Origin of the sequence: Dyella thiooxydans, from assembly GCF_001641285.1 — a bacterium.
Classification (GTDB): domain Bacteria; phylum Pseudomonadota; class Gammaproteobacteria; order Xanthomonadales; family Rhodanobacteraceae; genus Dyella_A; species Dyella_A thiooxydans.
On record NZ_CP014841.1, the window covers coordinates 1193361 to 1215519 of the forward strand.

Consider the following 22159-nt stretch of genomic DNA (forward strand, 5'->3'; position numbering starts at 1 on the left):
CGGCGTCAGCCGCCGCTTCGCTCGGCGAGCATCGCATCCAGGTCGTAGCTGCCCGGTGGCTTCCCGGCGAGCCAGTGTGCGGCCTCGATCGCCCCTCGCGCGAAGATGCCACGGTCGGTGGCGCGGTGCGCAAGCTCCAATCGCTCGCCCTGCCCGATCAGCATGGCGGTGTGCTCGCCGACGATGTCGCCACCGCGAATCACGGCAAAGCCGATCTCGCCCGGCTCGCGGGGTCCCGTACGACCTTCTCGCGAAAACACGGCCCGTTCGCCGAGCGCGACGCCCCGCCCGGCAGCAGCGGCCTCGCCCAACAGCAGAGCAGTGCCGGAGGGAGCATCCTCCTTGCGGTTGTGGTGGGCCTCGAGGATCTCCAGGTCCCACTCGGCAAGCGCGGCAGCAGCCTGCCGCAGCAGTCGCGAGAGCACCGCCACGCCGAGACTGAAATTCGCCGAGCGCAGCAGCGCCAGGCGCCCGGCCGCTTTCGCCAGTCCCGCCTCGAGTGCATCACCCACGCCGGTCGTGCCGACCACCAATGCCGCACCGCTGTCCAGACAGTATTGGAGGGCCGCCTGCAGACCCTCGGGGCCGCTGAAATCGATCACCACGTCGGGAGTGGACACGCTGGCCCAATCATGCGTGAAGCGAAGCTGGCTGCCGGGCGCAACCGGCGCGCCCATTTCCTGGGCGTCAGCTGCCGTGATTGCCGCAACGAGGTCGAACCGGCGATCCCGTCGCAGCAGGTCGACGAGCACGCGCCCCATGCGTCCGGTGGCCCCATTGACCGCGACACGAACAACCTCACCCATGATCCGCTCCATCAGACGAAACCCTCAGGATATCCATCATGCCCGACCGGGCACGACCGGCAGCTCAGGAGGTAACCCGCGACCAGAACTGCTTGACCCCGTCGACCCAGGTCTTGGCACGCGGCATGTGCTTTCCGGCATCGCCCGCGGCGAAGCTGGCCTCCAATTGCTCAAGCAGTTCACGCTGCTCCTTGGTCAACCGCACCGGGGTCTCGACCACCACCCGGCAGATCAGATCGCCGTGCCGGCCGCTGCGTACCGACTTCACGCCGCGGCCGCGCAGGCGGAACTGCTGGCCGGTCTGCGTCTCCGGCGGGATGGTGACCGGCACCTCGCCCTCCAGCGTGGGTACGGCCAGTTCCGCACCGAGCGCGGCCTGGGAGAAGCGGATCGGCACCTCGCAGTGAAGATCGTTGCCGTCGCGCTGGAAGATCGCGTGCTCGCGTACGCGCACTTCCACGTAGAGGTCGCCGGATTCGGCACCGGCCGGCCCCGCCTCGCCCTGCCCGGCCAGGCGGATTCGGTCGCCGGTATCCACGCCAGCCGGAATGCGCACGGACAGCTTGCGGGTCTCTTCCAGCCGCCCCTCACCATGGCAGTGCCGGCAGGGCTTTTCGATCGCCTGGCCGCTGCCGCCGCAGTGCGGGCATGCCTGCTGGATCGAGAAGATGCCGTTCTGCATGCGTACGCGACCATGGCCGTGACAGGTCTTGCAGGTGACCGTCTTGCCGTCGGCCGAGCCCGAACCATTGCAGTGGTGGCAGTTCACCTGGGTGGGAATCTCGATGGTGCGCTCGATGCCGAACACCGCCTCCTCGAGATCCAGCTCCATGATGTAGCGCAGGTCGGCGCCGCGGCGGGCACGCCCACGGCCACCGCCGAAGATGTCGCCAAAGATATCGCCGAAGATGTCGCCCATGTCGCCGAAGCCGGCGCCACCACCACGGCCGCCCATGCCGCCTTCGAACGCCGCGTGACCGTGCTGGTCGTACATCGCGCGCTTCTGCGCGTCGGCCAGTACCTCGTAGGCCTCCTTGGCCTCCTTGAACTTCTCCTGCGCCCCGGGATCGTCGGGATTGCGGTCCGGGTGGTACTTCATGGCCAGGCGGCGGAAGGACTTCTTCAGCTCCACCTCGGTGACGCTGCGCTCCACGCCCAGCACTTCGTAGTAGTCACGCTTGCTCATTCATCACACCCGAAACTCGATCACTTCCCCAACGCCGGGCAGGCTGCCGGCGCCCTTCCAAGCAAACAGCCCGCGCCGGCTTTCGGCGCGGCGCGGGCTGGTTTTCCGTCGATGTCGTCGACGGACGTCGCTTACTTGTTGTCGCCGTCCTTGACCTCGGTGAACTCGGCGTCGACCACGTCGTCCGGCTGCGCCGAGCCGCCGCCCGGCGCCGACTGGGCACCCGCGTCGCCGCCCGACTGGGCGGCGGCATACAGCGCCTGGGCGACCTGCTCGAGCTTCTCGACCTTCGCCTCGATCGCCGCCTTGTCGTCACCGTCCTTGACCTTCTCCAGATCGGACAGCGCACCCTCGATGGTCGACAGCTGCTCGGCCGGCACCTTGCCGCCATGCTCCTTCAGCGCACTGCGCGTGGCATGCACCAGCTGGTCGGCCTTGTTGCGGGCGGCGACGAGCTCGTGGAACTTCTTGTCCTCTTCCTTGTTCGCCTCGGCGTCGGCAACCATGCGCGCGATCTCTTCCTCGGACAGGCCCGAGCCGGCCTTGATCTCGATGCGCTGCTCCTTGCCGGTCTTCTTGTCCTTGGCCGACACGTGCAGGATGCCGTTGGCGTCGATGTCGAAGGTCACCTCGATCTGCGGCATGCCGCGCGGCGCCGGCTCGATGCCCTGCAGGTCGAACTTGCCCAGCGACTTGTTCGCGCTGGCGCGCTCGCGCTCGCCCTGCAGCACGTGCACGGTGACCGCTGTCTGGTTGTCGTCGGCGGTTGAGAACACCTGCGAGGCCTTGGTCGGCACCGTGGTGTTCTTCTCGATCAACTTGGTCATCACGCCGCCCATGGTCTCGATGCCCAGCGACAGCGGGGTCACGTCCAGCAGCAGCACGTCCTTGACCGAACCGCCCAGCACGCCGCCCTGGATCGCCGCGCCGACGGCAACGGCCTCGTCCGGGTTGACGTCCTTGCGCGGCTCCTTGCCGAAGAAGTCCTTCACCGACTCCTGCACCTTGGGCATGCGGGTCTGGCCACCGACGAGGATCACCTCGTTGATGTCGGACACGCGCAGACCGGCGTCGTTGAGCGCGGTGCGGCACGGCTCGATGGTGCGCTTGACCAGGTCCTCGACCAGCGCTTCCAGCTTGGCGCGGGTCAGCTTGATGTTCAGGTGCTTCGGACCGGAGGCATCGGCCGTCACGTACGGCAGGTTGACCTCGGTCTGGTGGCTGGAGGACAGCTCGATCTTGGCGCGCTCGGCCGCATCCTTCAGGCGTTGCAGGGCCAGCGGATCCTTGCGCAGGTCGATGCCCTGGTCCTTCTGGAATTCCTCGACCAGATAGTCGATGACGCGCATGTCGAAGTCTTCGCCACCGAGGAAGGTGTCGCCGTTGGTGGCCAGCACCTCGAACTGCTTCTCGCCGTCGACTTCGGCGATCTCGATGATCGACACGTCGAAGGTGCCGCCGCCCAGGTCGTACACCGCGATCTTGCGGTCGCCGCCCTTCTTGTCCAGGCCGTAGGCCAGCGCGGCCGCGGTCGGCTCGTTGATGATGCGCTTGACGTCGAGGCCGGCGATCTTGCCGGCGTCCTTGGTCGCCTGGCGCTGACTGTCGTTGAAGTAGGCCGGGACCGTGATCACCGCCTCGGTGATGGTCTCGCCGAGATAGTCCTCGGCGGTCTTCTTCATCTTCATCAGCACCTTGGCGGAGATCTCCTGCGGCGCCATCTTCTTGCCGTCGGAGGTCTGCACCCAGGCGTCACCGTTGTCGTGCGCCACGATGCCGTAGGGGACGATGTCCAGGTCCTTCTGCACCTCGGCATCGGTGAACTTGCGGCCGATCAGGCGCTTCACCGCGTAGAAGGTGTTCTTCGGGTTGGTCACGCTCTGGCGCTTGGCCGAGGCACCGACCAGCACTTCGCCATCCTTGTTGAAGGCGACGATGGATGGCGTGGTGCGATCGCCTTCCGAATTCTCGATGACCTTGACCGAGGTGCCGTCCATGACGGCCACGCACGAGTTGGTCGTGCCCAGGTCGATGCCGATGATCTTGCCCATGTGTCTGCTCCGAAATTTTCTTGCGACCCCCGCGGCCGCGAACTGGTTTTCAGAATGGGGCCCGGACCTGGCGATTCAATGCCGATCGGGCCGCCCGATAGGTGTCTGGCTTGACGCAGGTCAATCGGCCAGCGTCAGGCGATGGCTCAATCCTGCGCGACGGCGACCAGCGCCGGCCGCAGCAGGCGGTCGTTCAACACGTAGCCCTTCTGCAGCACGCTCACCACCGTGCCCGGAGCCTTGTCCGGCGCGGCGACCATGCTGACCGCGTGATGGCGCTCCGGATCCAGCGGCTGCCCGACCGGGTCGACCTGCGCCATGCCGTTGGCTTCAGCCACCTTGAGCAAGGCCTTCAGTGTCAGGCTGATCCCTTCGCGGATCGCCGCCACGTCGCCCCCCTCCACGGCCAGGCCGCGTTCCAGGCTGTCGTAGACCGGCAGCAGGTCGTTGAGCAGCTTTTCGTTGGCGAAGCGACGCGCCTGCTCCAGGTCACGCTGCAGGCGGCGGCGCTGGTTCTCCAGGTCCGCCCGCTCGCGAAGCACGCTCTCGCGAAGCTCGGCGTTGCTGGCCTCCAGCTCGACGATGCGTGCCTGCAGCGCCGCCAGATCGTCGGCCTGGTCAGCCGTTTCCCGGCCCTGCTCCGGCGCCTGCGGATCGTTGTTTTGCATAATCCCACTCCAGCAGAAAACCCGGGCCGGCAAGGCTTGCCGACCCTCGAAACATGCGGGGAACCCCGCCTCCCGGGGCGTTTATGAGGTCGGCGCGGCCCGATTCAAGGCGTCGCTCAGCAGCCCGGCGGTCGCCTGCACCACCGGGATCACCCGCTCGTAGGCCATGCGCGTCGGCCCGATCACCCCCACCGCCCCCATCACCCGACCGTGGGCACCGTAGGTGGCGGTGACGACACTGCACCCATCCAGTGCGGTGAAGCCCGATTCCTCGCCGATGAACAAGCGCACGCCCGGCGCCCGGGCGCACATTTCCATGAGCTGCAGCAGCTCGTTCTTCTTCTGGAACGCCTCGAACAGCTCGCGCAAACGGTCCAGGTCGGCAAGCTCGGCATAGTTCATCAGATTGGTCTGGCCACTTACCAGCACGTCCTCGCCCTCGCCTGCGGGGGCGAACGAAGCGGCAGCGAGCTCGACCGAACTGGCCAGCAGCCGGTTGAGCTCGCTGCCGGCCTCGCGGATCTCGCGCAGCAGGTGGGCCCTGATGTCGTCCAGCCGCAGCCCGGCGAAATGAGCGTTGAGGTAGTTGGCCGCCTGCTCCAGCTCGCGATTGTCCAGCGGCTTGGCCAGGCGGACGATGCGGTTCTGCACCTGGTTGTCGGCGAACACCAGTACGACCAGCACCTGGGCGTCAGGTAGTGCCACGAAATCGATGTGGCGCAGCGGGAAGTCCCCTTGCTTGGGCACGGTGACCACGCCGGCGAAATGGGTCATCGCCGAGAGCAGCGAAGACACGTTGCCCAGCAAATCCCGCGTGGTGGCCGGTTGCGGCGGTAGCTCGCGCCTGAGCCGCGCCATGTCGTCCCGATGCAGTGGCTGGAGCTCGATCAGGCTGTCGACGAACAGACGCAAACCGCGCGGCGTGGGAATGCGCCCGGCCGAGGTGTGCGGCGAGGCGACCAGACCGGCTTCCTCCAGGTCCGCCATGATGTTGCGGATGGTCGCCGGACTGACGTCCAGGCCGGACGAGCGCGACAGCGTGCGCGAGCCGACCGGCTCGCCGTCGGACAGATACTGCGCGATCAACGACCGCAGCAAGCTGCGGGCGCGGGCGTCGAGTTCGTGGCCATGGTGCTGTCGCATGCGCTGTGGCAATCCTTGAGACGGGGAACAAATAAGGTGTGGCGAGCGGCTTTGCAAGCCGGAGCGTGTCCGGCGGCGGGGGGCCTCGCCCGTGTCGCCTGCCATCCCTACAATCCAGTCTCTTCCATCGAACCGTTTTCCATGCTCACTTCGCTCTACGTCCGACACTTCGCCGTCGTTGAAGAAGCCGAGATCGTCTTCGGCCCGGGGCTTACCGTGGTCAGCGGCGAAACCGGCGCCGGCAAATCGCTGATGGTCGATGCCCTGATGCTGTTGGCCGGTGCCCGCGCCGACAGCGGCATGGTGCGCGCCGGCGCGGACCGTGCGGAGCTGGCCGCGGAGTTCGACCTGACCGGACTTCCGGAGGCTCGGGCCTGGCTGGAGCGCGAGGAACTGGATGACGAAGGGCATTGCCAGCTGCGCCGGGTAATCCGCACCGAGGGCAGTTCGCGCGCATGGATCAACGGCCGCCCCGCCAATGCCAGCCAGCTCGGTGAGCTGGCCGCGCTGCTGGTGGAGATCCACGGCCAGCACGAGCACCAGGCGCTACTCTCTCGGGGGCACCAGCTCGCCCTCCTGGACGCTTACGCCGGGAACGAGGCTACCCTTGGCGAGGTTCGCTCGCTGGCCGCCGAATGGCGTGAGGTCGGCACCCGCATCCGCAAGCTCAGCGGCGGCGATGACCGCGACCGCCAGCTCGAGCTGCTTCGCCACGAAGTCGCCGAACTGGAGCAGTGGGCGCTGCCGCCGGAGGAACTGGCCGAGCTGGAGGCGTCGCACAAGCGTCTGTCCAATGCCGGCCGGCTGGCCGAGGGCGCGGCCGGGGTGGTCGACATGATCGACGGCGACAGCGAGTTCGCGCTGTGTCGCGTGCTGGGCCGCACGCAGGCCGAGCTGGCCCGGCTGGCGGCGATCGACGACCGGCTGCAGCCACTGCTGGAACTGGTCGAAAATGCCACGATCCAGCTCGGCGAGGCCGCCGACGACCTGGGGCGCTACGCGCAGGACGTCGATCTCGACCCCGAGCGCTTCACCCAGGTCGACACCCACCTGGCCCGGCTGCACGAACTGGGCCGTCGGCACCGTCTACCCGCGACCGACCTCCACGACAAGCTCGTCGCCCTGCGTGCCGAGCTGATGGAACTGGAGGGTGCGGGCGAAGCACTGGACGCGCTCGAAGCTCGCCGCGACAAACTGCAGCAGAAATACGCGAAAGCCGCCGACGTCCTCGGCGCCTCCCGCCGCGACGCGGCCACCCGCCTGGCGGCGGAGGTCGGTGTGCTGATGGGCGAGCTCGGCATGGCCGGCGGCACGCTGGCGATCGAACTGGAGCCGGCCGGTGGCGCGGATCCCGACCCACAGGGCCGCGAACGCTGCGAGTTGCTGGTCAGCGCCAACCCCGGACAACCGCCCCGGCCGCTACGCAAGGTGGCTTCCGGCGGCGAACTGGCGCGCATCAGCCTGGCGATCGAGGTGGCCACGCTGGGCAAGGACACCGTCGGCACGATGGTGTTCGACGAGGTGGACACGGGCATCGGTGGCGCCGTGGCCGAAGTGGTCGGCCAGAAACTGCGCTCGCTCGGCACCCTGCGCCAGGTTCTGTGCGTGACCCACCTGCCGCAGGTAGCGGCGCAGGGCCACGCCCATCTCCAAGTGAGCAAGCGCAGCGACGGCGAGACCACCGCCACCCTGATCAAGACGCTGGATGGGGCCGGTCGCCAGGCCGAGCTGGCGCGGATGCTTGGCGGCCTGGAGATCACCGCCGCGACCCGCGCTCACGCCAAGCAGATGCTGGAGCGGGCGCAGGCCGACTGAGGCTCAGGTTGCCGGACCGTCAAGCAGGCCTCGTTCGCTGGCCATCCGGTAGAGATCCAGCTCCGAGCCGGCACCGAGCTTGCCCATCAGACTGGCCCGATGGATGTAGACCGTCTTCTGGCCGATACCCAGTTCGGCCGCCACCTGCTTGGGCGCGCGACCGGCTGCCAGCAGCAGAAAGACTTCCCGCTCGCGGGCGGTCAGACGCTGGATCGGGTCGAGTGCCTCGCTCGGCCGCTCAGCCCGTCGCTGGCGCAGGTCCGAGCTCAGGTAGCACTCCCCATCCATGACCGCCCGGAGTCCGGCAACGAGCTCTTCCGGAGCAACCCCCTTGGTCACGAAACCGCTCGCACCACGACGCAGAGCTTCCGAAACGTAAGGCTCGCCATCGTGCATGCTGAGCACCACGATCCGGCTGCCGGGAGACACGCTGAGCAGGTGTTCGATCAGCGGCAGCCCGCTGCCGTCGGGCAACGACAGGTCGAGCGCCACGAGGTCGGGCGAAGTCCGGTTGATGGCATCCACCGCGTCATCGGCGCAGCGGCACTCGGCCACGACCTCCAGGTCGGGCTCCATCTCGATCAGTCGCTTGAACCCCTCACGCACGATGGCGTGGTCGTCCACCAGAACAATGCTGTACATGCCCCTCTCCACCCTGCCGCACCCTCTCGACCGCACCAAGCATCGCACATGTAACATGCCCCGATGCGGACCCTTACGACCCGGCTCCTGGCCTCCGGCCCGTTCCTCGGCGTGTGCTACCTGGCGGCCTGGCTGCTGTTGTGGCCGACCGAACAGCCCTACTGGATGCTCCCCTTCGGCCTGCGCTTCGGCGCCCTGCTGCTGACGCCGACGCGCCAGTGGCCGTGGTTGCTCGGCATGGAGCTGGGGGCCAGCGTTTTCCTGGACGTTCATCGCGACGAGGTGATGGGCTTGCTGGGCTTCCTTATCGGAGACGTACCGGACCCCCTGATCGTGGCCACCGGCCTGTGGCTGCTGCGCAAGGCCAACCTCCATCCGAGCCTGCGGGTGCCGGAAGACGTGACCCGCCTGCTGCTGTCTGCGGTGCTCGTGGTCACAGCGACCACCGCGGTGGATGCCGCGCTGCTCGCCCTGATGCACCAGACCGCCCCGTCCAGCCCGATGATCGAGGCCCTGGGCCTGGATCTGCTGAGCAACTACCTGGGTGTCCTGCTGGTGGTTCCGCTGATGATCATGCTGGTTCGTGCCCGACCCAGCCGGCGCATGCTCGCCAACCTGATCATGGACGGCCTGCTGGTCATGCTGCCATCGATGGCCATCCTGCTGATGCTTTCCGAGCACGCGGCGCCACAGCCACAGTTCGCCCGCGTGCTGTCGCTTGCCCCGGTGATGTTCTTCGCCTTCCGCCACGGCTGGCGCGGCGCCAGCCTGGCCATGATCACCACCAGCATGGGCATGAGCCTGGTGGACTTCGTGGTGGGGCAACCGGTCCCCAGTGCCTCGGGCTATCTGTTTCTTGCCGTGGCGGGAACCGGTGCACTGATGCTCGGCTCCGCTACCGATGCCCTGCGCCGGAGCAGCGAGCGGGTGGCCGAACAGAATGTCTATCTCGCCGCCGTGAACCGACGGCTCGATCAGCTTGCCCGCCAGCTGCGCGACGCCGCCCGCGGTAACCTGCAGGCCGAGGAGAGCCAGCGGCGCTACATGGCGGCCGAACTCCACGACGAACTGGGCCAGAACATCACGGCCATCCAGACCCACATGAAGCTGGCCCAGGCCCGGCTGCAGGCCTCGGGCATGGAGGATGTGGTCCACTCGGTCAACACCATCCTCGGACACATGCGCCGGGCCCTGCACCGGCTGCTGGACGACCTCCGCCCGGCCGTGCTGGACGAGTTCGGCCTGCTTCGGGCACTTGAGGAGGGTCCGATACGAGACCTGCTGGACGCCGCCGGGGTGGAGTACATCACCGACCTTTACGGCGATCCGAGGCTGCTCGACGACGACACCCGCACTGCGATCTACCGCCTGGTGCAGGAAAGTGCCACCAATACGGTCAAGCACGCCCAGGCCAGCCAGTACCGGCTGCGGCTGCGCATCGGGGAGCGCCATGGCGCTCCGCTGGCCCTGCTGGACATTCGCGACAACGGCAACGGCCTTCCGTCGACGATTCCGCGGGGAGGTCGCGGGCTACAGGGCATGCGCGACCGGGTCACCTCGCTGGGCGGGCTGTTCCGCCTGCGACCGGGCACGCCAGGGGTCCACCTGCGCATCTTGTTGCGTGGCAACAATATTTCGCCCGGCAAGGTCGACCCGTCCGTGCGTCATCCCTAGGAATTTTTCTGATACCCGGTTCGTGAAGGCTTCGTTAGGATCCTTCCATCGATGTGGGGGAGCCGCCATTGCAAGATGGCGAGCCGAAGTCACCGTGGGGACGGTGGCTTCGAAGGGCGGCAAGGATTGCTGCTCGGCCGATACCTTCGACGACTGGGTTTCTGCGAGCAACTCGCCCGAATCCATCGCCAACAGGTAGCGGATAAGCCGTAGATGGACAGGAGTCCGTCTGCGGCTTTTTTTATTACCTACCTCCAGCAGGCACCGAGCCAACCTCCGGGCGCGGACACCCGGGTCCCACATCGATGCACTATCGGGAGCGGCTGTCCTTGGAACGGACATACAGCACCAGGCTGTGGTCCGCCAGCTCATAGCCGTGCTTGGCGGCAATCTCCCGCTGCAGGCGTTCGATTTCCTCGCTGACGAACTCGATGACCTTGCCGCTGTCTACGTCGATCATGTGGTCGTGGTGCTTGCCACGGTCGAGTTCATAAACCGCCTGCCCGCCCTCGAAATTGTGCTTCATCAGGATACCGGCCGCCTCGAACTGGGTCAGTACCCGGTAAACGGTGGCCAGTCCTATGTCCTCTTGGGAAGCCAGCAGGCGGCGGTAGATGTCCTCGGCAGAGAGGTGGTGGACACCCTCTTCCTCGAAGATCTGGAGAATGCGCATACGCGGGTGGGTGACCTTCAACCCGGCCTTGCGCAGCTCTCTGGTTTCCTGATCCATTGCCGGCTCCGCGGGCGGTATCGCAAGGCCGTTAGTGTATCATCCGTGACCTTTACGTTCGGGACGCAACACGCATGCAAAAGCTGATTCGCACGCTGGGTTTCGCCACTCTGGCGCTTTCCTTGGCCAGTTGCCGACTCGTGTACACCCCCGACGTGCAGCAGGGCAACATCCTCACCAAGGACGCTGTCGAACAACTCAAGCCCGGCATGACCAAGCGGCAGGTGCTGGTCTTGCTGGGATCGCCCTCGGTCAGCGACCCGTTCGACCATGATCGCTGGGATTACGTCTCGACCCAGCAGCATCGCGGTGGCCCGATCAAGATCCGCACCTTCACCCTGACCTTCAACAACGACACCCTGGTGCGCACCGAAGGTGACTTCTTCGCCGAGGATGCCGAGAAGCTGCTGAAGGAAACGCAGAAGTTCAAGGTGAGCTATCCGGTCGACGACGCCAAGGGCGACAAGAACGAAGGCCCGGCCGACACAGGCGGCGACCAGCACTGAGGCCGCATCGAAGCCTGCTCCCTCACCCGGGGCGGGCCGCCCTCCGACGGCGGGCTTCCTTCGGATCGGCGGTAAGCGGGCGATAGAGTTCCAGTCGGTCACCGTCGCCCAGGGTGAAATCGTCATCGACGCGGCGCCCGAATACGCCCACCCGCTTCGCACGGATGGCCTCGGCGGCGATTTGAGGACATCCTGCCATGCGCTCGATAGCCGCGGCGGCATCGGCGACAGTAGCTCCGTGCGGAAGCTCCAGAGAGGTATTCCAGGCGGAGCCAGGCATGGCGATCACGACATCCACCCGGATCAGAGCCGCCCGGTCAGTCATAGGTCCGCCGGGCCTCACGCGTGAAGTCTTCGACCATCCGGCCCGCGAGCCCCTGGAAGCCGAGCTTGATGGCGCCGGCGCCGATCACGCCGCCGTAGTCGATGTCGAGCGAAAACGCGATCTTGCAACCGTTTTCCCCCAGGGCCTGGAACGTCCACAGGCCCTCCAGGCTGCGGAAGGGCCCGTCGACCAGACTCATCTGAAGGCGCTCGGGACGTTCGGCGGTGTTGCGGGTGGTGAAGCTCTGGTTGAAGCCGGCCATCTTGAGGTCGAGCCGCGCCACCATCATGTTCTCTCCGCGCTCCAGCACGCGGGAACCGGCACACCAGGCGAAGCGCTTTGGGTATGCTTCCACGTCGTTCACCAGATCGAACATCTGCGCGGGGGTATAGGTCACCAGCGCGCTGCGGCGGATTTCGATCACGCAAAGCCTCTCGACACATCACGATTCAAAGGTTGGCCTGCCGGATATGAGGCCGACCCAGCACAGGGCAACCGCCCGGAAGTCTAGCGGACATGAGCAAGAGCAAGGACAAGGACACCAAGGGCGGCGGCACGATCGCGCTGAACCGGCGCGCCCGCCACGAGTACCACATCGATCAGCGCTACGAGGCAGGCATCGCCCTGCAGGGTTGGGAGCTGAAAGCGTTGCGCGCCGGCCGGATCAACTTCGGCGAGAGCTACGCGATCGTGCGCGACGGCGAGCTGTTCCTTTATGGAGCCTCGATTCCGCCTCTGATCAGCGCATCCACACACGTCATAGCGGAGGATCGCCGCATCCGCAAGCTGCTGCTGCACCGTCACGAGATCGACCACCTGATCGGCGCCACCGAACGCAAGGGCTACACCCTGGTGCCTACTGCGATGTACTGGAAGGGCAACAAGGTCAAGGTGGAGATCGGCGTCGCCCGCGGCAAACAGGAGCACGACAAGCGCGATTCGGCCAAGGAGCGAGACTGGCAGCGCGAGAAGCAGCGCACGATGCGATCGCACAACAAGGCCGCCTGACGACAGGCATTCATTGAAGGCCGGGCCATCGGCCCCATATACTGTTGAAGCTGTTTCGTACTTCCCGGGGGTGTTCTGGCTTCGACGGGGGTAGTGAGATGGCCTGGTGCATGCCGAGGGGGCAGCTTTCCTCGTTAATCCAGCCGCAAACTTATAGTTGCCAACGACGACAACTACGCTCTGGCCGCTTAAGGCCTAGCCCCGAACCCACTTGTGCTCGTGCTCGTGGATGTAGGGTCATCATCACGGGATCGCCCGAAGCCGCCGCCTGTCGGCCAGGGTCAAATCAAGCAGGCTGGTCCTTCGATGCGCTTCGCACATCGTGCTGTCGCGGGACGAGATCCAACGGTGAGCTAAGCATGTAGTACTGGGCGTTGAGCGCCTTCGGACGCGGGTTCGACTCCCGCCACCTCCACCAATACCGACCCGCCTGGCCTCGCCCGGCGGGTTTTTTCTTGTCCCGCGTCCTACCGGCAAGTCGACATGGGACAATGCGCCTCCTTTCCGCCCACGCTCCCCCTTCATGCGCCAAGGCGTCATCCTCGGTTTCGCCTGTTACGCGGCCTATGCGATCAGCGACGCCTGCGTGAAATCCCTCCGCGGAGCGATCCCGGCCTACGAGGTCGTGTTCGTCGGCGCCCTGCTCTGCCTGGGTGCCGTGCCCTTCATTCGTGCACCGGGCGACCGGTTGCGCGACCTGGTCGTTGCTCGGCGTCCCGGAGTCTGGTGGATACGCGCGATCACCGGTGCGGTCTGCAACATCAGCGCAGTGATCGCCTTCACCCTGCTTCCGATGGCGGAGACCTTCGCGCTGATCTTCCTGATGCCGATCTTCGTCACGCTGCTGTCGGTGCTGTTCCTGCGGGAACACGTCGGCTGGCGCCGCTGGACAGCGGTCGTGGTCGGCTTCGTCGGGGTACTCGTGGTGCTTCGCCCGGGTTTCCGCCAACTGGGCATCGGTCACTTTGCCGCGATCACCTGCGGGCTGTCCGGGGCGGTCTCGATGGTCGCCATGCGCCTGGCCGGCCAGCACGAGAGACGCATCAGCCTCTACGGCGCCGGCGTGATCGGCCCGCTGCTGGTCGGCGGGATCTTCATGCTCCCGCACATGGTCTGGCCCGACCCGTCGGCCTGGATGAAGCTGCTTGGCTACGGCCTGATGCAGGGCGTCGCCGGCGTGCTGCTGATGCTGGCCACGCTGCTCACGCCGGCCAACCGGATCGCACCGACCCAGTACAGCCAGATGCTGTGGGCGATCGGCTTCGGCTACTGGCTGTTCGGCGATCGACTCGACTGGCCCATGCTGGTGGGCATCGTGCTGATCCTCGGCGCGGGCCTGTTCACGCTGGTGCGCGAGGAGCAGGTCACCCGCTGGTGGCGTCGGCAGCCCCTGCCCTGACGCCCCTCCAGGACCCATGCCCTTCCACCCACGGATGCCCCGATGTCACCGAAACTGTCACCACTGTCTCCGATCATTGCCGGCCTCTGGCGCATTGCGGACTGGAAACTGGACGCCGCCCAGCGCGTGCGCTGGATCGAGCAGGTACTCGACCTGGGAGTGACGTCGTTCGACCTGGCGGACATCTACGGCGACTATCGGGCCGAAGGCCTGTTCGGTGAGGCGCTGGAGGCAGCTCCGGCGCTACGCCAGCGGATGCGGCTCATCACCAAATGCGGTATCCGGCTGCGTTCCGCCGACCGGCCCTACCGGGTCAATCACTACGACACCTCAGCTGCCTATGTCCGCGGCCAGGTGGAACGATCGCTGGCGCAGCTCCGGACCGAACAACTGGACCTGGTGCTGATCCATCGCCCGGATTACCTGATGGATGCTGCCGCCCTGGCCGACACCTTCCGGACACTCACCCGGGAGGGCAAGGTGGCCCAATGGGGGGTCTCCAATCACAGCGCCAGCCAGTTCGACCTGCTGAACCGCCATCATCCCCTGGTCACCAATCAGCTGGAACTGTCGCCGCTGGCGCCGGGTGCGCTCGACGATGGGACTCTGGATCAGGCCCAGGCGCTGGGCTGCCGGCCGATGATCTGGTCGCCCCTCGCTGGCGGCAGGCTGTTCTCCGGGCAGGACGAACGTGCCGTCCGGCTCCGAAACGAGATGAGCGCCATCGCTGCGCGCCTGGACACCAGCATCGCCACCCTGGCCTATGCGTGGATCCTGCGTCATCCCTCGCGGCCTCATCCGATCACCGGCAGCGGGCGCATCGACGGAATCCGGGAAGCACTCGATGCGCTCGATCTCCGCCTGGACAACGAGGACTGGTATGCGATCTGGACGGCCAGCCAGGGGCACGCGGTCCCCTGAGAGGAAAGAGTGCGGGGCGCATCGCGCCCCGCGAAGCCAGCGCGCAATGCGCCGTTTCAGGCCTTTCCGGACTTGTTCGCCCGGTCGGCGACCGGTTGCACACCCGTCTGCGTAGAGGACATGGGTGGGCAACAGGCGTAGGTGTGTGTCTGGCAATAGTTGGGCGACTGGCCGCTGTCCAGGCAGTCCTGGTAGGTCATGATGCAAGGATGGCATACGACGATCACGGTCTGTGCCGCTGCACTGCCTATGCCGGCGACGGCCAGCAGCAGGAGCACGGAAACAAGCAAGCGATGACTTGGTTTCATGGTGATTCCTCCTTGAGCCGCCACCCTGGCGGCAGCCCACGATAGAACAAACGCGCCGCGCCATCACCGGCCCCATGGCCGGCGAGCGACTCAACGGTTGCTCACCCCGTGCGGCACATGCCCGGTAGCCACGTGGCGGCGTGCCGATTCCACGTTGGCCGGCGAATCGTCGAAGAAGATGTCGGCACCGAACGCATCCAGGAACGGCCCCTTGTCCCGACCACCGAGGAACAGCGCCTCGTCGATGCGCACGCCCCACTTGCGCAGGGTCAGGATCACCCGCTTGTGCGCCGGGGCCGAACGTGCGGTGACCAGCGCCGTACGGATCGGCGAGTTCTCGGCGGGGAACGCGGCTTGCAGGCGATGGACCGCCGTGAGGAATCCGCGGAACGGACCGACCGAGAGCGGCTCGGCCGCGTTCTCGTGTTCGCTGCGATGGAAGGCGGCCAACCCCTCCTCCCGCGAGACCCGCTCGCCCTCGTCGCCGAAGATCACCGCATCGCCATCGAAGGCGATGCGCAGCTGTTCGCTGGCGCGAGGCGGGGCGGTGCTGGGCAGGATTGTCGCGGCCGCGACTCCGGCCGCCAGCGCACGCCCGACGTCCTCGGCATTGGCGGAAAGGAACAGGTCGGCCTTGAACGGGGCCACGTAATCGGACGTCGGCGCACCGCTGGTGAATGCGGCGCGGCTGATCTCCAGCCCGTAATGCTGGATCGCGTTGAAAATGCGCAGGCCGGTGTCACCGGAATTGCGCGACAGCAGGATCACCTCGACCGGCGGCACGTCGCCGGCCAGCCGGTTAAGACCCAGCAGTTTCTGCACCAGCGGAAACGCCACGCCCGGCCGGAGGATCTCTTCCTCGTGCTCGATCTGGAACTGGCGGTAGGCATCCAGTCCATCGCGCTCGAACAGGCTGTGGCTGTCGCCGAGATCGAACAACGCGCGGGAGGAGATCGCAACGACCAACCGGTTGTCCTGGCTGGCCGCCGGATCGTGGGCATCGGGAAAGTGCACGGTCATGTCGTGCAATCTAGCGCATCCGGCCGATGCCGGCGTCGCTCAGTCGAGCGCGAACTGCTCGTCCAGGATGCGCTGCTCGAGGTTGTGCTCCGGATCGAACAGCAGGCGAACCCCCTGGTCGCGCGCCTGCCGGATCGACACCTCGCGTACGTGCCGCACCTCGTGAAAATCGGCCGTCGCGCTCACCGGGCGCTTGCCCGGGTCGAGCACGCGCAGGCCGACTTCGGTCAGGTGCGGGAGGATCGCGCCACGCCAGCGGCGCGGACGGAACGGGCTGATCGGCGTCAACGCCAGCACATTGGCATCCAGCGGCAGAATCGGGCCATGGGCCGACAGGTTGTAGGCGGTGGAACCGGCCGGCGTGGACACGAGGAGGCCGTCGCAGATGAGGTTGGACAGCTTGACCGTGCCGTTGAGTTTCACTTCCAGGTGCGCCGCCTGGTTGCTCTGGCGAAGCAGCGAGACCTCATTGAAGGCGATCGCCGTGGCCTCGACGCCATCGGCATCGGTGGTGTGCATTTCCAGCGGATGGAGTGTCGCCGCGTGGGCCTGGGTAATGCGCCCGGGCAGATCTTCGAGCCGGTGCTTGTTCATCAGGAAGCCGACCCGGCCCAGCTTCATGCCGTAGACCGGCACCTGCCCGTCGCGGTGTGCATGCAGGGTGCGGAGCATGAAGCCATCGCCCCCCAGTGCCACGATCACTTCGGCTTGCGCTGGCGGCACGTCGCCGTACTGGGCCACCAGTTTTCGGCGCGCCTGCTGGGCGACCGGTGTATCGCTGGCGACGAAGGCAAAGCGCATGGCGTATCCGCGGGCGATGGCAACCCTTCGAGCTTACAGGAGCGCCGCGCCGTCAGGCGACGGCGCGGCGCATCCATGGACGATCGCAGCCGCCCTCCATGCAGGAGGGCGGACGTGGTCAGCCGACCGGTACCTGGGCCAGCTGCGCCAGCCGGCGAACGGCGACCGAGGCGATCGGGTAGTCCGCGTTCTGCGCCAGGATCTCCGCCAGCATGGCCCGGGTGTACTTGAGCGTCGCATCGTCACGCTCGAGCCAGGCCTGCACCGGCGTGCGGTCGGTCCGGTCGCCGCACAGGGAGAGCACCTGCAGCGCCAGCGCACGATGCTGATGGTTGAGCTCGTCCAGCAGCGAACCGCGGGCCTGCGCGTGCCAGGCGCCCTCCACCGGCAGCGCTTCGATCTGGTCGCGCAACCATTCCAGGTCGAGCGCCTCACCCAGTTCGTAGAACACGGTAGCCACGCGGGCGATCGGCGCACCGCTCTGCTGCGCCACCTCGACCATGTCGAGCGCGGCGCGAAGCTCGGAGAGCCTGGCCAGACGCACGGCGAGATCACCCGGCAGGCCAAGCCCCTCCCACTTCTCCTGGCTGGACTCGAAATCGCCGCGACCGGTGTCGGTGAGCGCATCGGGCAACGCCTTGCGGAGCTCGCTGACGTGATCGTGGTAACGCTCGACGTTGGCAGCGATATCCAGCGTGCCGCCGGGACGATTGAGCAGCCAGCGCGTCATATGCCGCAGCAGGTTCCAGATCTGCAAGATCGCGTCGATCTGGGTGTTCTCGGCCACCTTGCTGTCCAGCGCCTCGATCTCCGCCCACAGTTCGCGGGCATCGAGGATTTCGCGGGCGGCGGTGTAGGCCTTGGCGATCGCCGCCGGCCCCTGCCCGGTGTCCTCCTGCATGCGCATCATGAAGGTGGCGCCCATGCGGTTGATCGTCGAGTTGGTCACCGCGGTGGCGATGATCTCGCGCTTCAGGCGATGCCGCTGCATGTGCTCGGCGTACTTGCCGTGCAGCGGCTCGGGGAAATAGCGGACCAGCTCCTTGGAGAGGTACGGATCCTCCGGCACGTCGGACTCGAGCAGCTGCTGGAACAGCTTGATCTTGTCGTAGGACAGCAGCACCGAGAGCTCTGGCCGGGTCAGGCCCTGGCCGCGGGTCTTGCGCTCGGTCAGTTCGGCGTCGCTCGGCAGGTTCTCCACCTGGCGGTCGAGCAGGCCCTCGCTTTCCAGCGTGCGGATGAAGTGCGCCATCGAGCCGATGCGCTTGATCGACTGGTGCTCCATCACCGTGATCGCCTGGTTCTGGCGATAGTTGTCCCACAGTACCAGCCGGCCGACCTCGTCGGTCATCACGCGCAGCTGTTCGTTGCGTGCCTCGTCGGTGAGCTCACCACGCTGCATGGCGTCGCCGAGCAGGATCTTGATGTTCACCTCGTGGTCGGAGGTGTCCACGCCGGCGGAGTTGTCGATGAAGTCTGTGTTGAGCAGCACGCCGTGGTGCGCCGCCTCGATGCGCCCCTTCTGGGTCATGCCCAGGTTGCCGCCCTCGCCCACCACCTTGCAGCGCAACTCCGCGCCGTTCACGCGGAGCGCGTTGTTGGCGCGGTCGCCGACCTCGGCGTGCGTCTCGCTGCTTGCCTTGACGTAGGTGCCGATGCCGCCGTTCCACAGCAGGTCGACGGGCGCCTTGAGGATCGCGCTGAGCAGTTCGGTCGGCGACAGCTGCGTGACGTCGCCCTTGATGCCGAGCACCGCACGCACCTCGGGCGAGAGCGGGATGGACTTGGCACTGCGCGGGTACACGCCGCCGCCGGCGGAGATCAGCGACTTGTCGTAGTCCTCCCAGCTCGAGCGGGGCAGCTTGAACATGCGCTCGCGCTCGACGAACGAACGCTCCACATCCGGATTCGGGTCCAGGAAGACATGGCGGTGATCGAATGCCGCCACCAAACGGATGTGGCGCGACAGCAGCATGCCGTTGCCGAACACGTCGCCGGACATGTCGCCGATGCCGACGCAGGTGAAGTCCTGCGTCTGCGAGTCGCGACCCAGCGCCCGGAAGTGGCGCTTGACCGACTCCCACGCGCCCTTGGCGGTGATGCCCATCGCCTTGTGGTCGTAGCCGTTGGAACCGCCCGAGGCGAACGCGTCACCCAGCCAGAAACCGTGCCCCACCGAAATCGCGTTGGCGATATCGGAGAAGGTGGCCGTGCCCTTGTCGGCCGCGACCACCAGGTACGGATCGTCCTGGTCGTGGCGGACCACGTCGTGCGGCGGCACCACCTTGCCCTCGACCAGGTTGTCGGTGATGTCGAGCAGACCGGCGATGAACAGGCGGTAGCAGGCGATGCCCTCGGCCAGCTGCGCGTCACGATCGCCGCCCTCGGGCGGATTCTTGACGAAGAAGCCCCCCTTCGAGCCCACCGGCACGATCACGGTGTTCTTCACCATCTGCGCCTTCACCAGGCCCAGCACCTCGGTGCGGAAGTCCTCACGACGGTCGGACCAGCGCAGGCCGCCGCGCGCGACCGGGCCAAAGCGAAGGTGCACGCCCTCGACCCGCGGCGAGTAGACGAAGATCTCGCGGTATGGCACGGGCTTGGGCGCGTCCGGCACGCGGTGCGAGTCGAACTTGAAGCTGATGTACGGACGGAACTGGCCGTCCCACTGCTGGAAGAAGCTGGTGCGCAGGGTCGCGCCGATGACATCGAGATAGCTCTTGACGATGCGCTCGTCGTCCAGGCTGGCGACGTCGTCGAGCAATGTGCGCAGCGCCTCGACCAGTGCCCGCTCCTGCTCCGCCCGAGGTTTGGCCAGGCACGCCACCATGCCGTCGACCAGGTCCGGCCGTGCATTGCGCGTCGACTCCGGGATGAGCGCCAGCATCTCGCGGCGAAGGTCTTCGCCTGCGCGGACCAGCTCGTCGGCCGAGAGCGATTCGCGGCGCGGATCGAACTTGGCATGGAACAGCTCGATCAGCACGCCGGCGATTGCCGGGTAGCGGTTGAGCGTGGCTTCCATGTAGGTCTGCGAGAACGCGATGCCGACCTGCTGCAGGTACTTGCAGTAGCCGCGCAGCACAGCGATCTGGCGCCAGTCGGCCTGGGCAAACAGCACCAGGTTGTTGAAGCCGTCGCTCTCGGCCTGGCCGCGCCACAGCGCCTCGAACGCGCGCTCGAAGCGATCGCGCACGTGCTCCAGCTCGAAGCTCAGCGGCTGCTTGGGCTTGACCTCGAAGTCGTGGATGGTGAGCGGGCGCTCCTGCCCCTCCAGGCTGTACACGTGCTCGGCCAGCATGCGCACGCCCATGTTCTCCAGCATCGGCAGCGCCTCGGACAGCGGGATCGGCTCGCCGGCATGGATCACCTTGAAGCGCAGCGAACCGTCCGCGTGGCGATACAGCGACATGCGAATGGCATCGTCGCCCTCGAGGCTGGCCAGCGCCTCGATGTCGGCCGCAGCCACGGCCGGAGCGACCTCGTCGATGTAACCGGGCGGCATGGCGCGGGCATAGCGATTGGCCAGCACCACGCCCCGCTGCGGACCGAGCCGGCCGACCAGCGAGTCGCGCACCTCGTCCTGCCAGTTGCGCACGATGCCGGCCACGCCCTCTTCCAGCGCGTGCAGGTCGTAGGACACCTGCTCGCCCACGCGGGGACGCACCACCACGTGCAGGCGCGCCAGCGCGGAGTCGCCCAGCAGCACGGTCGAATCCAGCTCCTGGCCGTGCAGCGCCTCGCGCAGCAGCGCCTCGATACGTTCGCGCACCGTGGTGTTGAAGCGCTCGCGCGGCACGAACACCATGCAGGTGAAGAAGCGACCGTAACGGTCGCGGCGCACGAAGAGCTGGGTTCGCGCGCGCTGGCGCAGCTCCAGGATGCCGGAAACCGCCTGGTACAGCTCGTCCTCGTTGGACTGGAACAGCTCGTCGCGCGGCAGCGTCTCCAGGATGTGGCGCAGCGACTTGCCGGAATGCGAATCGCGCTTCAACCCGGAGCGGGTCAGCACGGCCTCCACCTTGTCGCGCACCACCGGCACGTCCTGCGGGCGGGCCATGTAGGCATTGGACGAGAACATGCCGAGGAAGCGCTGCTCGGCGATCGGCTTGCCGTTGGCATCGAAGCGCAGCACGCCGACATAGTCCATGTGGCCCGGACGATGCACCTGCGAACGGGCGTTGGTCTTGGTCAGGATCACCGGCTCGATCGAGCCGGCGGTGGCGCCATGGGCACCGAGCGAGGCCACCGAGCGCGGCGCCAGAGAACGCTCGGTACCGGACAGGATGCCCAGTCCCGAGCCTTCGACCGACTGCAGCACTTCGCCGCCTTCGCCCTGGCGAACTTCGTATTCGCGGTAGCCGAGGAAGGTGAAGTTGTCGTCGGCCAGCCAGCGCAGGAACTCCGCCGACTCGGTCGTCGCGGCCACATCGCGCGTGTTCGGGCGGACCGGCAGCTCGGCGGCAATGGCCCGGGCCTTGTCCCGCATCGCCTCCCAGTCGCGGACAGCCAGCCGGACGTCATCCAGCGCGGACTCGATCCGGGCCTTCAGCTCGGCCTGCGGCTCACCGTCGGCAAGCCGGTCGATCTCGAAATGCATCACCGATTCGGGTTGGCCCTGGTCGCCGCCGATGGACTGCAGGGCGCCCGCGGCATCCCGCACGACCCTGACCACCGGGTGGATCACCGTATGGATGGGACCATCCGCCGAGAGAATCATACTGACGGTGTCGACCAGGAACGGCATGTCGTCGGTCACCACCTCCACGACGCTGCGGCCGTCATGACCGAGCGCGGGATTGGTCACTCGCACCGATGCCCGGCCGGGTTCGCGCCGGGCGATGAATCCGAGCAGATCGAGCACCAGCTCAGCCCACTGCGCCGGGGTATGCAGCGACTCGTCGCCAGCGGCCAGTCGCGCGAAGAAGGTGCGGATAAAAAATTGCGCCTCCTGGAGGCGCTGGACGGGCGAATCCTTTTTGCTTGTTTCGTCGATGACAGCTGCTGCGAGGGACTCATTCACGGCCGCGCGAATCGCATTCATGGCTTCTACTGTTCAGTGGATGCAGAGGGGGAACAAAAAGCCCGCGAAGGATACGCTTCGCGTTTCGTCGAATCCACCGCGCGAGGCCGTTTTCTGCCATGCCCGGGCGCATGGA

19 protein-coding genes and 1 other RNA gene are annotated in these 22159 nt (G+C 66.8%); 7 read left to right on the forward strand and 13 right to left on the reverse strand.

Annotation, left to right across the window (positions count from 1 at the left end; translation table 11 throughout):
- Window positions 1-5: 5 nt before the first annotated feature.
- From dapB to hrcA, 5 genes are all read right to left on the reverse strand, one after another.
- A complete protein-coding gene (gene dapB, locus ATSB10_RS05530) occupies window positions 6-818 on the reverse strand; it encodes a 4-hydroxy-tetrahydrodipicolinate reductase (RefSeq protein WP_083966095.1) in 813 nt (270 codons plus the stop codon).
- 52 nt (window positions 819-870) lie between these two features.
- A complete protein-coding gene (gene dnaJ, locus ATSB10_RS05535; protein WP_063671131.1) occupies window positions 871-1992 on the reverse strand; it encodes a molecular chaperone DnaJ in 1122 nt (373 codons plus the stop codon).
- Window positions 1993-2123: 131 nt separating this feature from the next.
- Window positions 2124-4043, reverse strand: a complete 1920-nt coding sequence (gene dnaK / locus ATSB10_RS05540) for a molecular chaperone DnaK (protein ID WP_063671133.1) — start codon at window positions 4041-4043, stop codon at window positions 2124-2126.
- Between the two features lie 146 nt (window positions 4044-4189).
- Complete coding sequence (grpE, locus tag ATSB10_RS05545) at window positions 4190-4711, reverse strand: nucleotide exchange factor GrpE (RefSeq protein WP_063671134.1); 522 nt, start codon at window positions 4709-4711, stop codon at window positions 4190-4192.
- Between the two features lie 81 nt (window positions 4712-4792).
- A complete protein-coding gene (gene hrcA / locus ATSB10_RS05550; RefSeq protein ID WP_063671135.1) occupies window positions 4793-5854 on the reverse strand; it encodes a heat-inducible transcriptional repressor HrcA in 1062 nt (353 codons plus the stop codon).
- Between the two features lie 141 nt (window positions 5855-5995).
- On the opposite strand from hrcA, the gene recN reads away from it, so the two are divergent.
- Entirely contained in the window at window positions 5996-7669 is a 1674-nt protein-coding gene (recN, locus tag ATSB10_RS05555) for a DNA repair protein RecN (RefSeq protein WP_063671137.1), read from the forward strand.
- Between the two features lie 3 nt (window positions 7670-7672).
- Here the strand turns inward: recN and ATSB10_RS05560 are convergent, their stop codons facing one another.
- A complete protein-coding gene (locus ATSB10_RS05560) occupies window positions 7673-8311 on the reverse strand; it encodes a response regulator transcription factor (protein WP_017460821.1) in 639 nt (212 codons plus the stop codon).
- Window positions 8312-8374: 63 nt separating this feature from the next.
- Here ATSB10_RS05560 and ATSB10_RS05565 point away from each other — a divergent pair, with 63 nt between their 5' ends.
- On the forward strand, window positions 8375-9985 hold the full coding sequence (locus ATSB10_RS05565; RefSeq protein ID WP_063671138.1) for an MASE1 domain-containing sensor histidine kinase: 1611 nt from the start codon (window positions 8375-8377) through the stop codon (window positions 9983-9985).
- A 310-nt stretch (window positions 9986-10295) separates the two neighbouring features.
- On the opposite strand, the gene fur is transcribed toward ATSB10_RS05565, so the two are convergent.
- Window positions 10296-10715, reverse strand: a complete 420-nt coding sequence (gene fur, locus ATSB10_RS05570; protein ID WP_017460823.1) for a ferric iron uptake transcriptional regulator — start codon at window positions 10713-10715, stop codon at window positions 10296-10298.
- A 74-nt stretch (window positions 10716-10789) separates the two neighbouring features.
- Here fur and ATSB10_RS05575 point away from each other — a divergent pair, with 74 nt between their 5' ends.
- Window positions 10790-11221 carry an outer membrane protein assembly factor BamE gene (locus ATSB10_RS05575; RefSeq protein ID WP_063671141.1) on the forward strand — a complete coding sequence of 144 codons (432 nt, stop codon included), beginning with the start codon at window positions 10790-10792 and terminating at the stop codon, window positions 11219-11221.
- A gap of 22 nt (window positions 11222-11243) precedes the next feature.
- Here the strand turns inward: ATSB10_RS05575 and ATSB10_RS05580 are convergent, their stop codons facing one another.
- Both ATSB10_RS05580 and ATSB10_RS05585 read right to left on the reverse strand, forming a co-directional pair.
- Window positions 11244-11546 carry an RnfH family protein gene (locus tag ATSB10_RS05580; RefSeq protein WP_063671143.1) on the reverse strand — a complete coding sequence of 101 codons (303 nt, stop codon included), beginning with the start codon at window positions 11544-11546 and terminating at the stop codon, window positions 11244-11246.
- Entirely contained in the window at window positions 11539-11970 is a 432-nt protein-coding gene (locus ATSB10_RS05585) for a type II toxin-antitoxin system RatA family toxin (protein WP_083966096.1), read from the reverse strand. The genes ATSB10_RS05580 and ATSB10_RS05585 overlap by 8 nt, the downstream gene beginning before the upstream one ends.
- Window positions 11971-12062: 92 nt before the next feature.
- Here ATSB10_RS05585 and smpB point away from each other — a divergent pair, with 92 nt between their 5' ends.
- The 4 genes from smpB (at window position 12063) to ATSB10_RS05605 (ending at window position 14874) form a co-directional block, all read left to right on the forward strand.
- Window positions 12063-12554: an SsrA-binding protein SmpB gene (gene smpB, locus ATSB10_RS05590; protein WP_063671145.1), complete on the forward strand. Its 492-nt coding sequence runs from the start codon at window positions 12063-12065 to the stop codon at window positions 12552-12554.
- A gap of 66 nt (window positions 12555-12620) precedes the next feature.
- Window positions 12621-12972: a transfer-messenger RNA gene (gene ssrA / locus ATSB10_RS05595) on the forward strand.
- 105 nt (window positions 12973-13077) lie between these two features.
- The gene (locus tag ATSB10_RS05600; RefSeq protein WP_063671146.1) at window positions 13078-13953 is read left to right on the forward strand and encodes a DMT family transporter; all 876 of its coding nucleotides are present in this window, start codon (window positions 13078-13080) and stop codon (window positions 13951-13953) included.
- Window positions 13954-13995: 42 nt separating this feature from the next.
- Window positions 13996-14874, forward strand: coding sequence for an aldo/keto reductase (locus ATSB10_RS05605; protein ID WP_063671147.1), 879 nt, complete (start codon window positions 13996-13998; stop codon window positions 14872-14874).
- A gap of 56 nt (window positions 14875-14930) precedes the next feature.
- Here the strand turns inward: ATSB10_RS05605 and ATSB10_RS05610 are convergent, their stop codons facing one another.
- From ATSB10_RS05610 to ATSB10_RS05625, 4 genes are all read right to left on the reverse strand, one after another.
- The gene (locus tag ATSB10_RS05610) at window positions 14931-15182 is read right to left on the reverse strand and encodes a hypothetical protein (RefSeq protein ID WP_063671148.1); all 252 of its coding nucleotides are present in this window, start codon (window positions 15180-15182) and stop codon (window positions 14931-14933) included.
- A gap of 90 nt (window positions 15183-15272) precedes the next feature.
- Window positions 15273-16202 (reverse strand): 5'-nucleotidase, encoded by a 930-nt coding sequence (locus ATSB10_RS05615; protein ID WP_063674354.1) that lies wholly within the window; start codon window positions 16200-16202, stop codon window positions 15273-15275.
- A 39-nt stretch (window positions 16203-16241) separates the two neighbouring features.
- Window positions 16242-17003 carry an NAD kinase gene (locus ATSB10_RS05620; RefSeq protein WP_063671149.1) on the reverse strand — a complete coding sequence of 254 codons (762 nt, stop codon included), beginning with the start codon at window positions 17001-17003 and terminating at the stop codon, window positions 16242-16244.
- A 118-nt stretch (window positions 17004-17121) separates the two neighbouring features.
- Entirely contained in the window at window positions 17122-22044 is a 4923-nt protein-coding gene (locus tag ATSB10_RS05625; protein ID WP_063671150.1) for an NAD-glutamate dehydrogenase, read from the reverse strand.
- Window positions 22045-22159 lie beyond the last annotated feature (115 nt).

What these genes read in the sequence shown, in the direction of transcription:
- fur (WP_017460823.1), bottom strand. Translation starts at nt 10,715, where the DNA reads ATGGATCAGGAAACCAGAGAGCTGCGCAAGGCCGGGTTGAAGGTCACC.
- ATSB10_RS05625 (WP_063671150.1), bottom strand. Translation starts at nt 22,044, where the DNA reads ATGAATGCGATTCGCGCGGCCGTGAATGAGTCCCTCGCAGCAGCTGTC.
- ATSB10_RS05575 (WP_063671141.1), top strand. Translation starts at nt 10,790, where the DNA reads ATGCAAAAGCTGATTCGCACGCTGGGTTTCGCCACTCTGGCGCTTTCC.
- ATSB10_RS05560 (WP_017460821.1), bottom strand. Translation starts at nt 8,311, where the DNA reads ATGTACAGCATTGTTCTGGTGGACGACCACGCCATCGTGCGTGAGGGG.
- dnaJ (WP_063671131.1), bottom strand. Translation starts at nt 1,992, where the DNA reads ATGAGCAAGCGTGACTACTACGAAGTGCTGGGCGTGGAGCGCAGCGTC.
- ATSB10_RS05565 (WP_063671138.1), top strand. Translation starts at nt 8,375, where the DNA reads ATGCGGACCCTTACGACCCGGCTCCTGGCCTCCGGCCCGTTCCTCGGC.
- dapB (WP_083966095.1), bottom strand. Translation starts at nt 818, where the DNA reads ATGGAGCGGATCATGGGTGAGGTTGTTCGTGTCGCGGTCAATGGGGCC.
- ATSB10_RS05580 (WP_063671143.1), bottom strand. Translation starts at nt 11,546, where the DNA reads ATGACTGACCGGGCGGCTCTGATCCGGGTGGATGTCGTGATCGCCATG.
- ATSB10_RS05610 (WP_063671148.1), bottom strand. Translation starts at nt 15,182, where the DNA reads ATGAAACCAAGTCATCGCTTGCTTGTTTCCGTGCTCCTGCTGCTGGCC.
- smpB (WP_063671145.1), top strand. Translation starts at nt 12,063, where the DNA reads ATGAGCAAGAGCAAGGACAAGGACACCAAGGGCGGCGGCACGATCGCG.
- ATSB10_RS05600 (WP_063671146.1), top strand. Translation starts at nt 13,078, where the DNA reads ATGCGCCAAGGCGTCATCCTCGGTTTCGCCTGTTACGCGGCCTATGCG.
- grpE (WP_063671134.1), bottom strand. Translation starts at nt 4,711, where the DNA reads ATGCAAAACAACGATCCGCAGGCGCCGGAGCAGGGCCGGGAAACGGCT.
- ATSB10_RS05605 (WP_063671147.1), top strand. Translation starts at nt 13,996, where the DNA reads ATGTCACCGAAACTGTCACCACTGTCTCCGATCATTGCCGGCCTCTGG.
- recN (WP_063671137.1), top strand. Translation starts at nt 5,996, where the DNA reads ATGCTCACTTCGCTCTACGTCCGACACTTCGCCGTCGTTGAAGAAGCC.
- hrcA (WP_063671135.1), bottom strand. Translation starts at nt 5,854, where the DNA reads ATGCGACAGCACCATGGCCACGAACTCGACGCCCGCGCCCGCAGCTTG.
- dnaK (WP_063671133.1), bottom strand. Translation starts at nt 4,043, where the DNA reads ATGGGCAAGATCATCGGCATCGACCTGGGCACGACCAACTCGTGCGTG.
- ATSB10_RS05615 (WP_063674354.1), bottom strand. Translation starts at nt 16,202, where the DNA reads ATGACCGTGCACTTTCCCGATGCCCACGATCCGGCGGCCAGCCAGGAC.
- ATSB10_RS05620 (WP_063671149.1), bottom strand. Translation starts at nt 17,003, where the DNA reads ATGCGCTTTGCCTTCGTCGCCAGCGATACACCGGTCGCCCAGCAGGCG.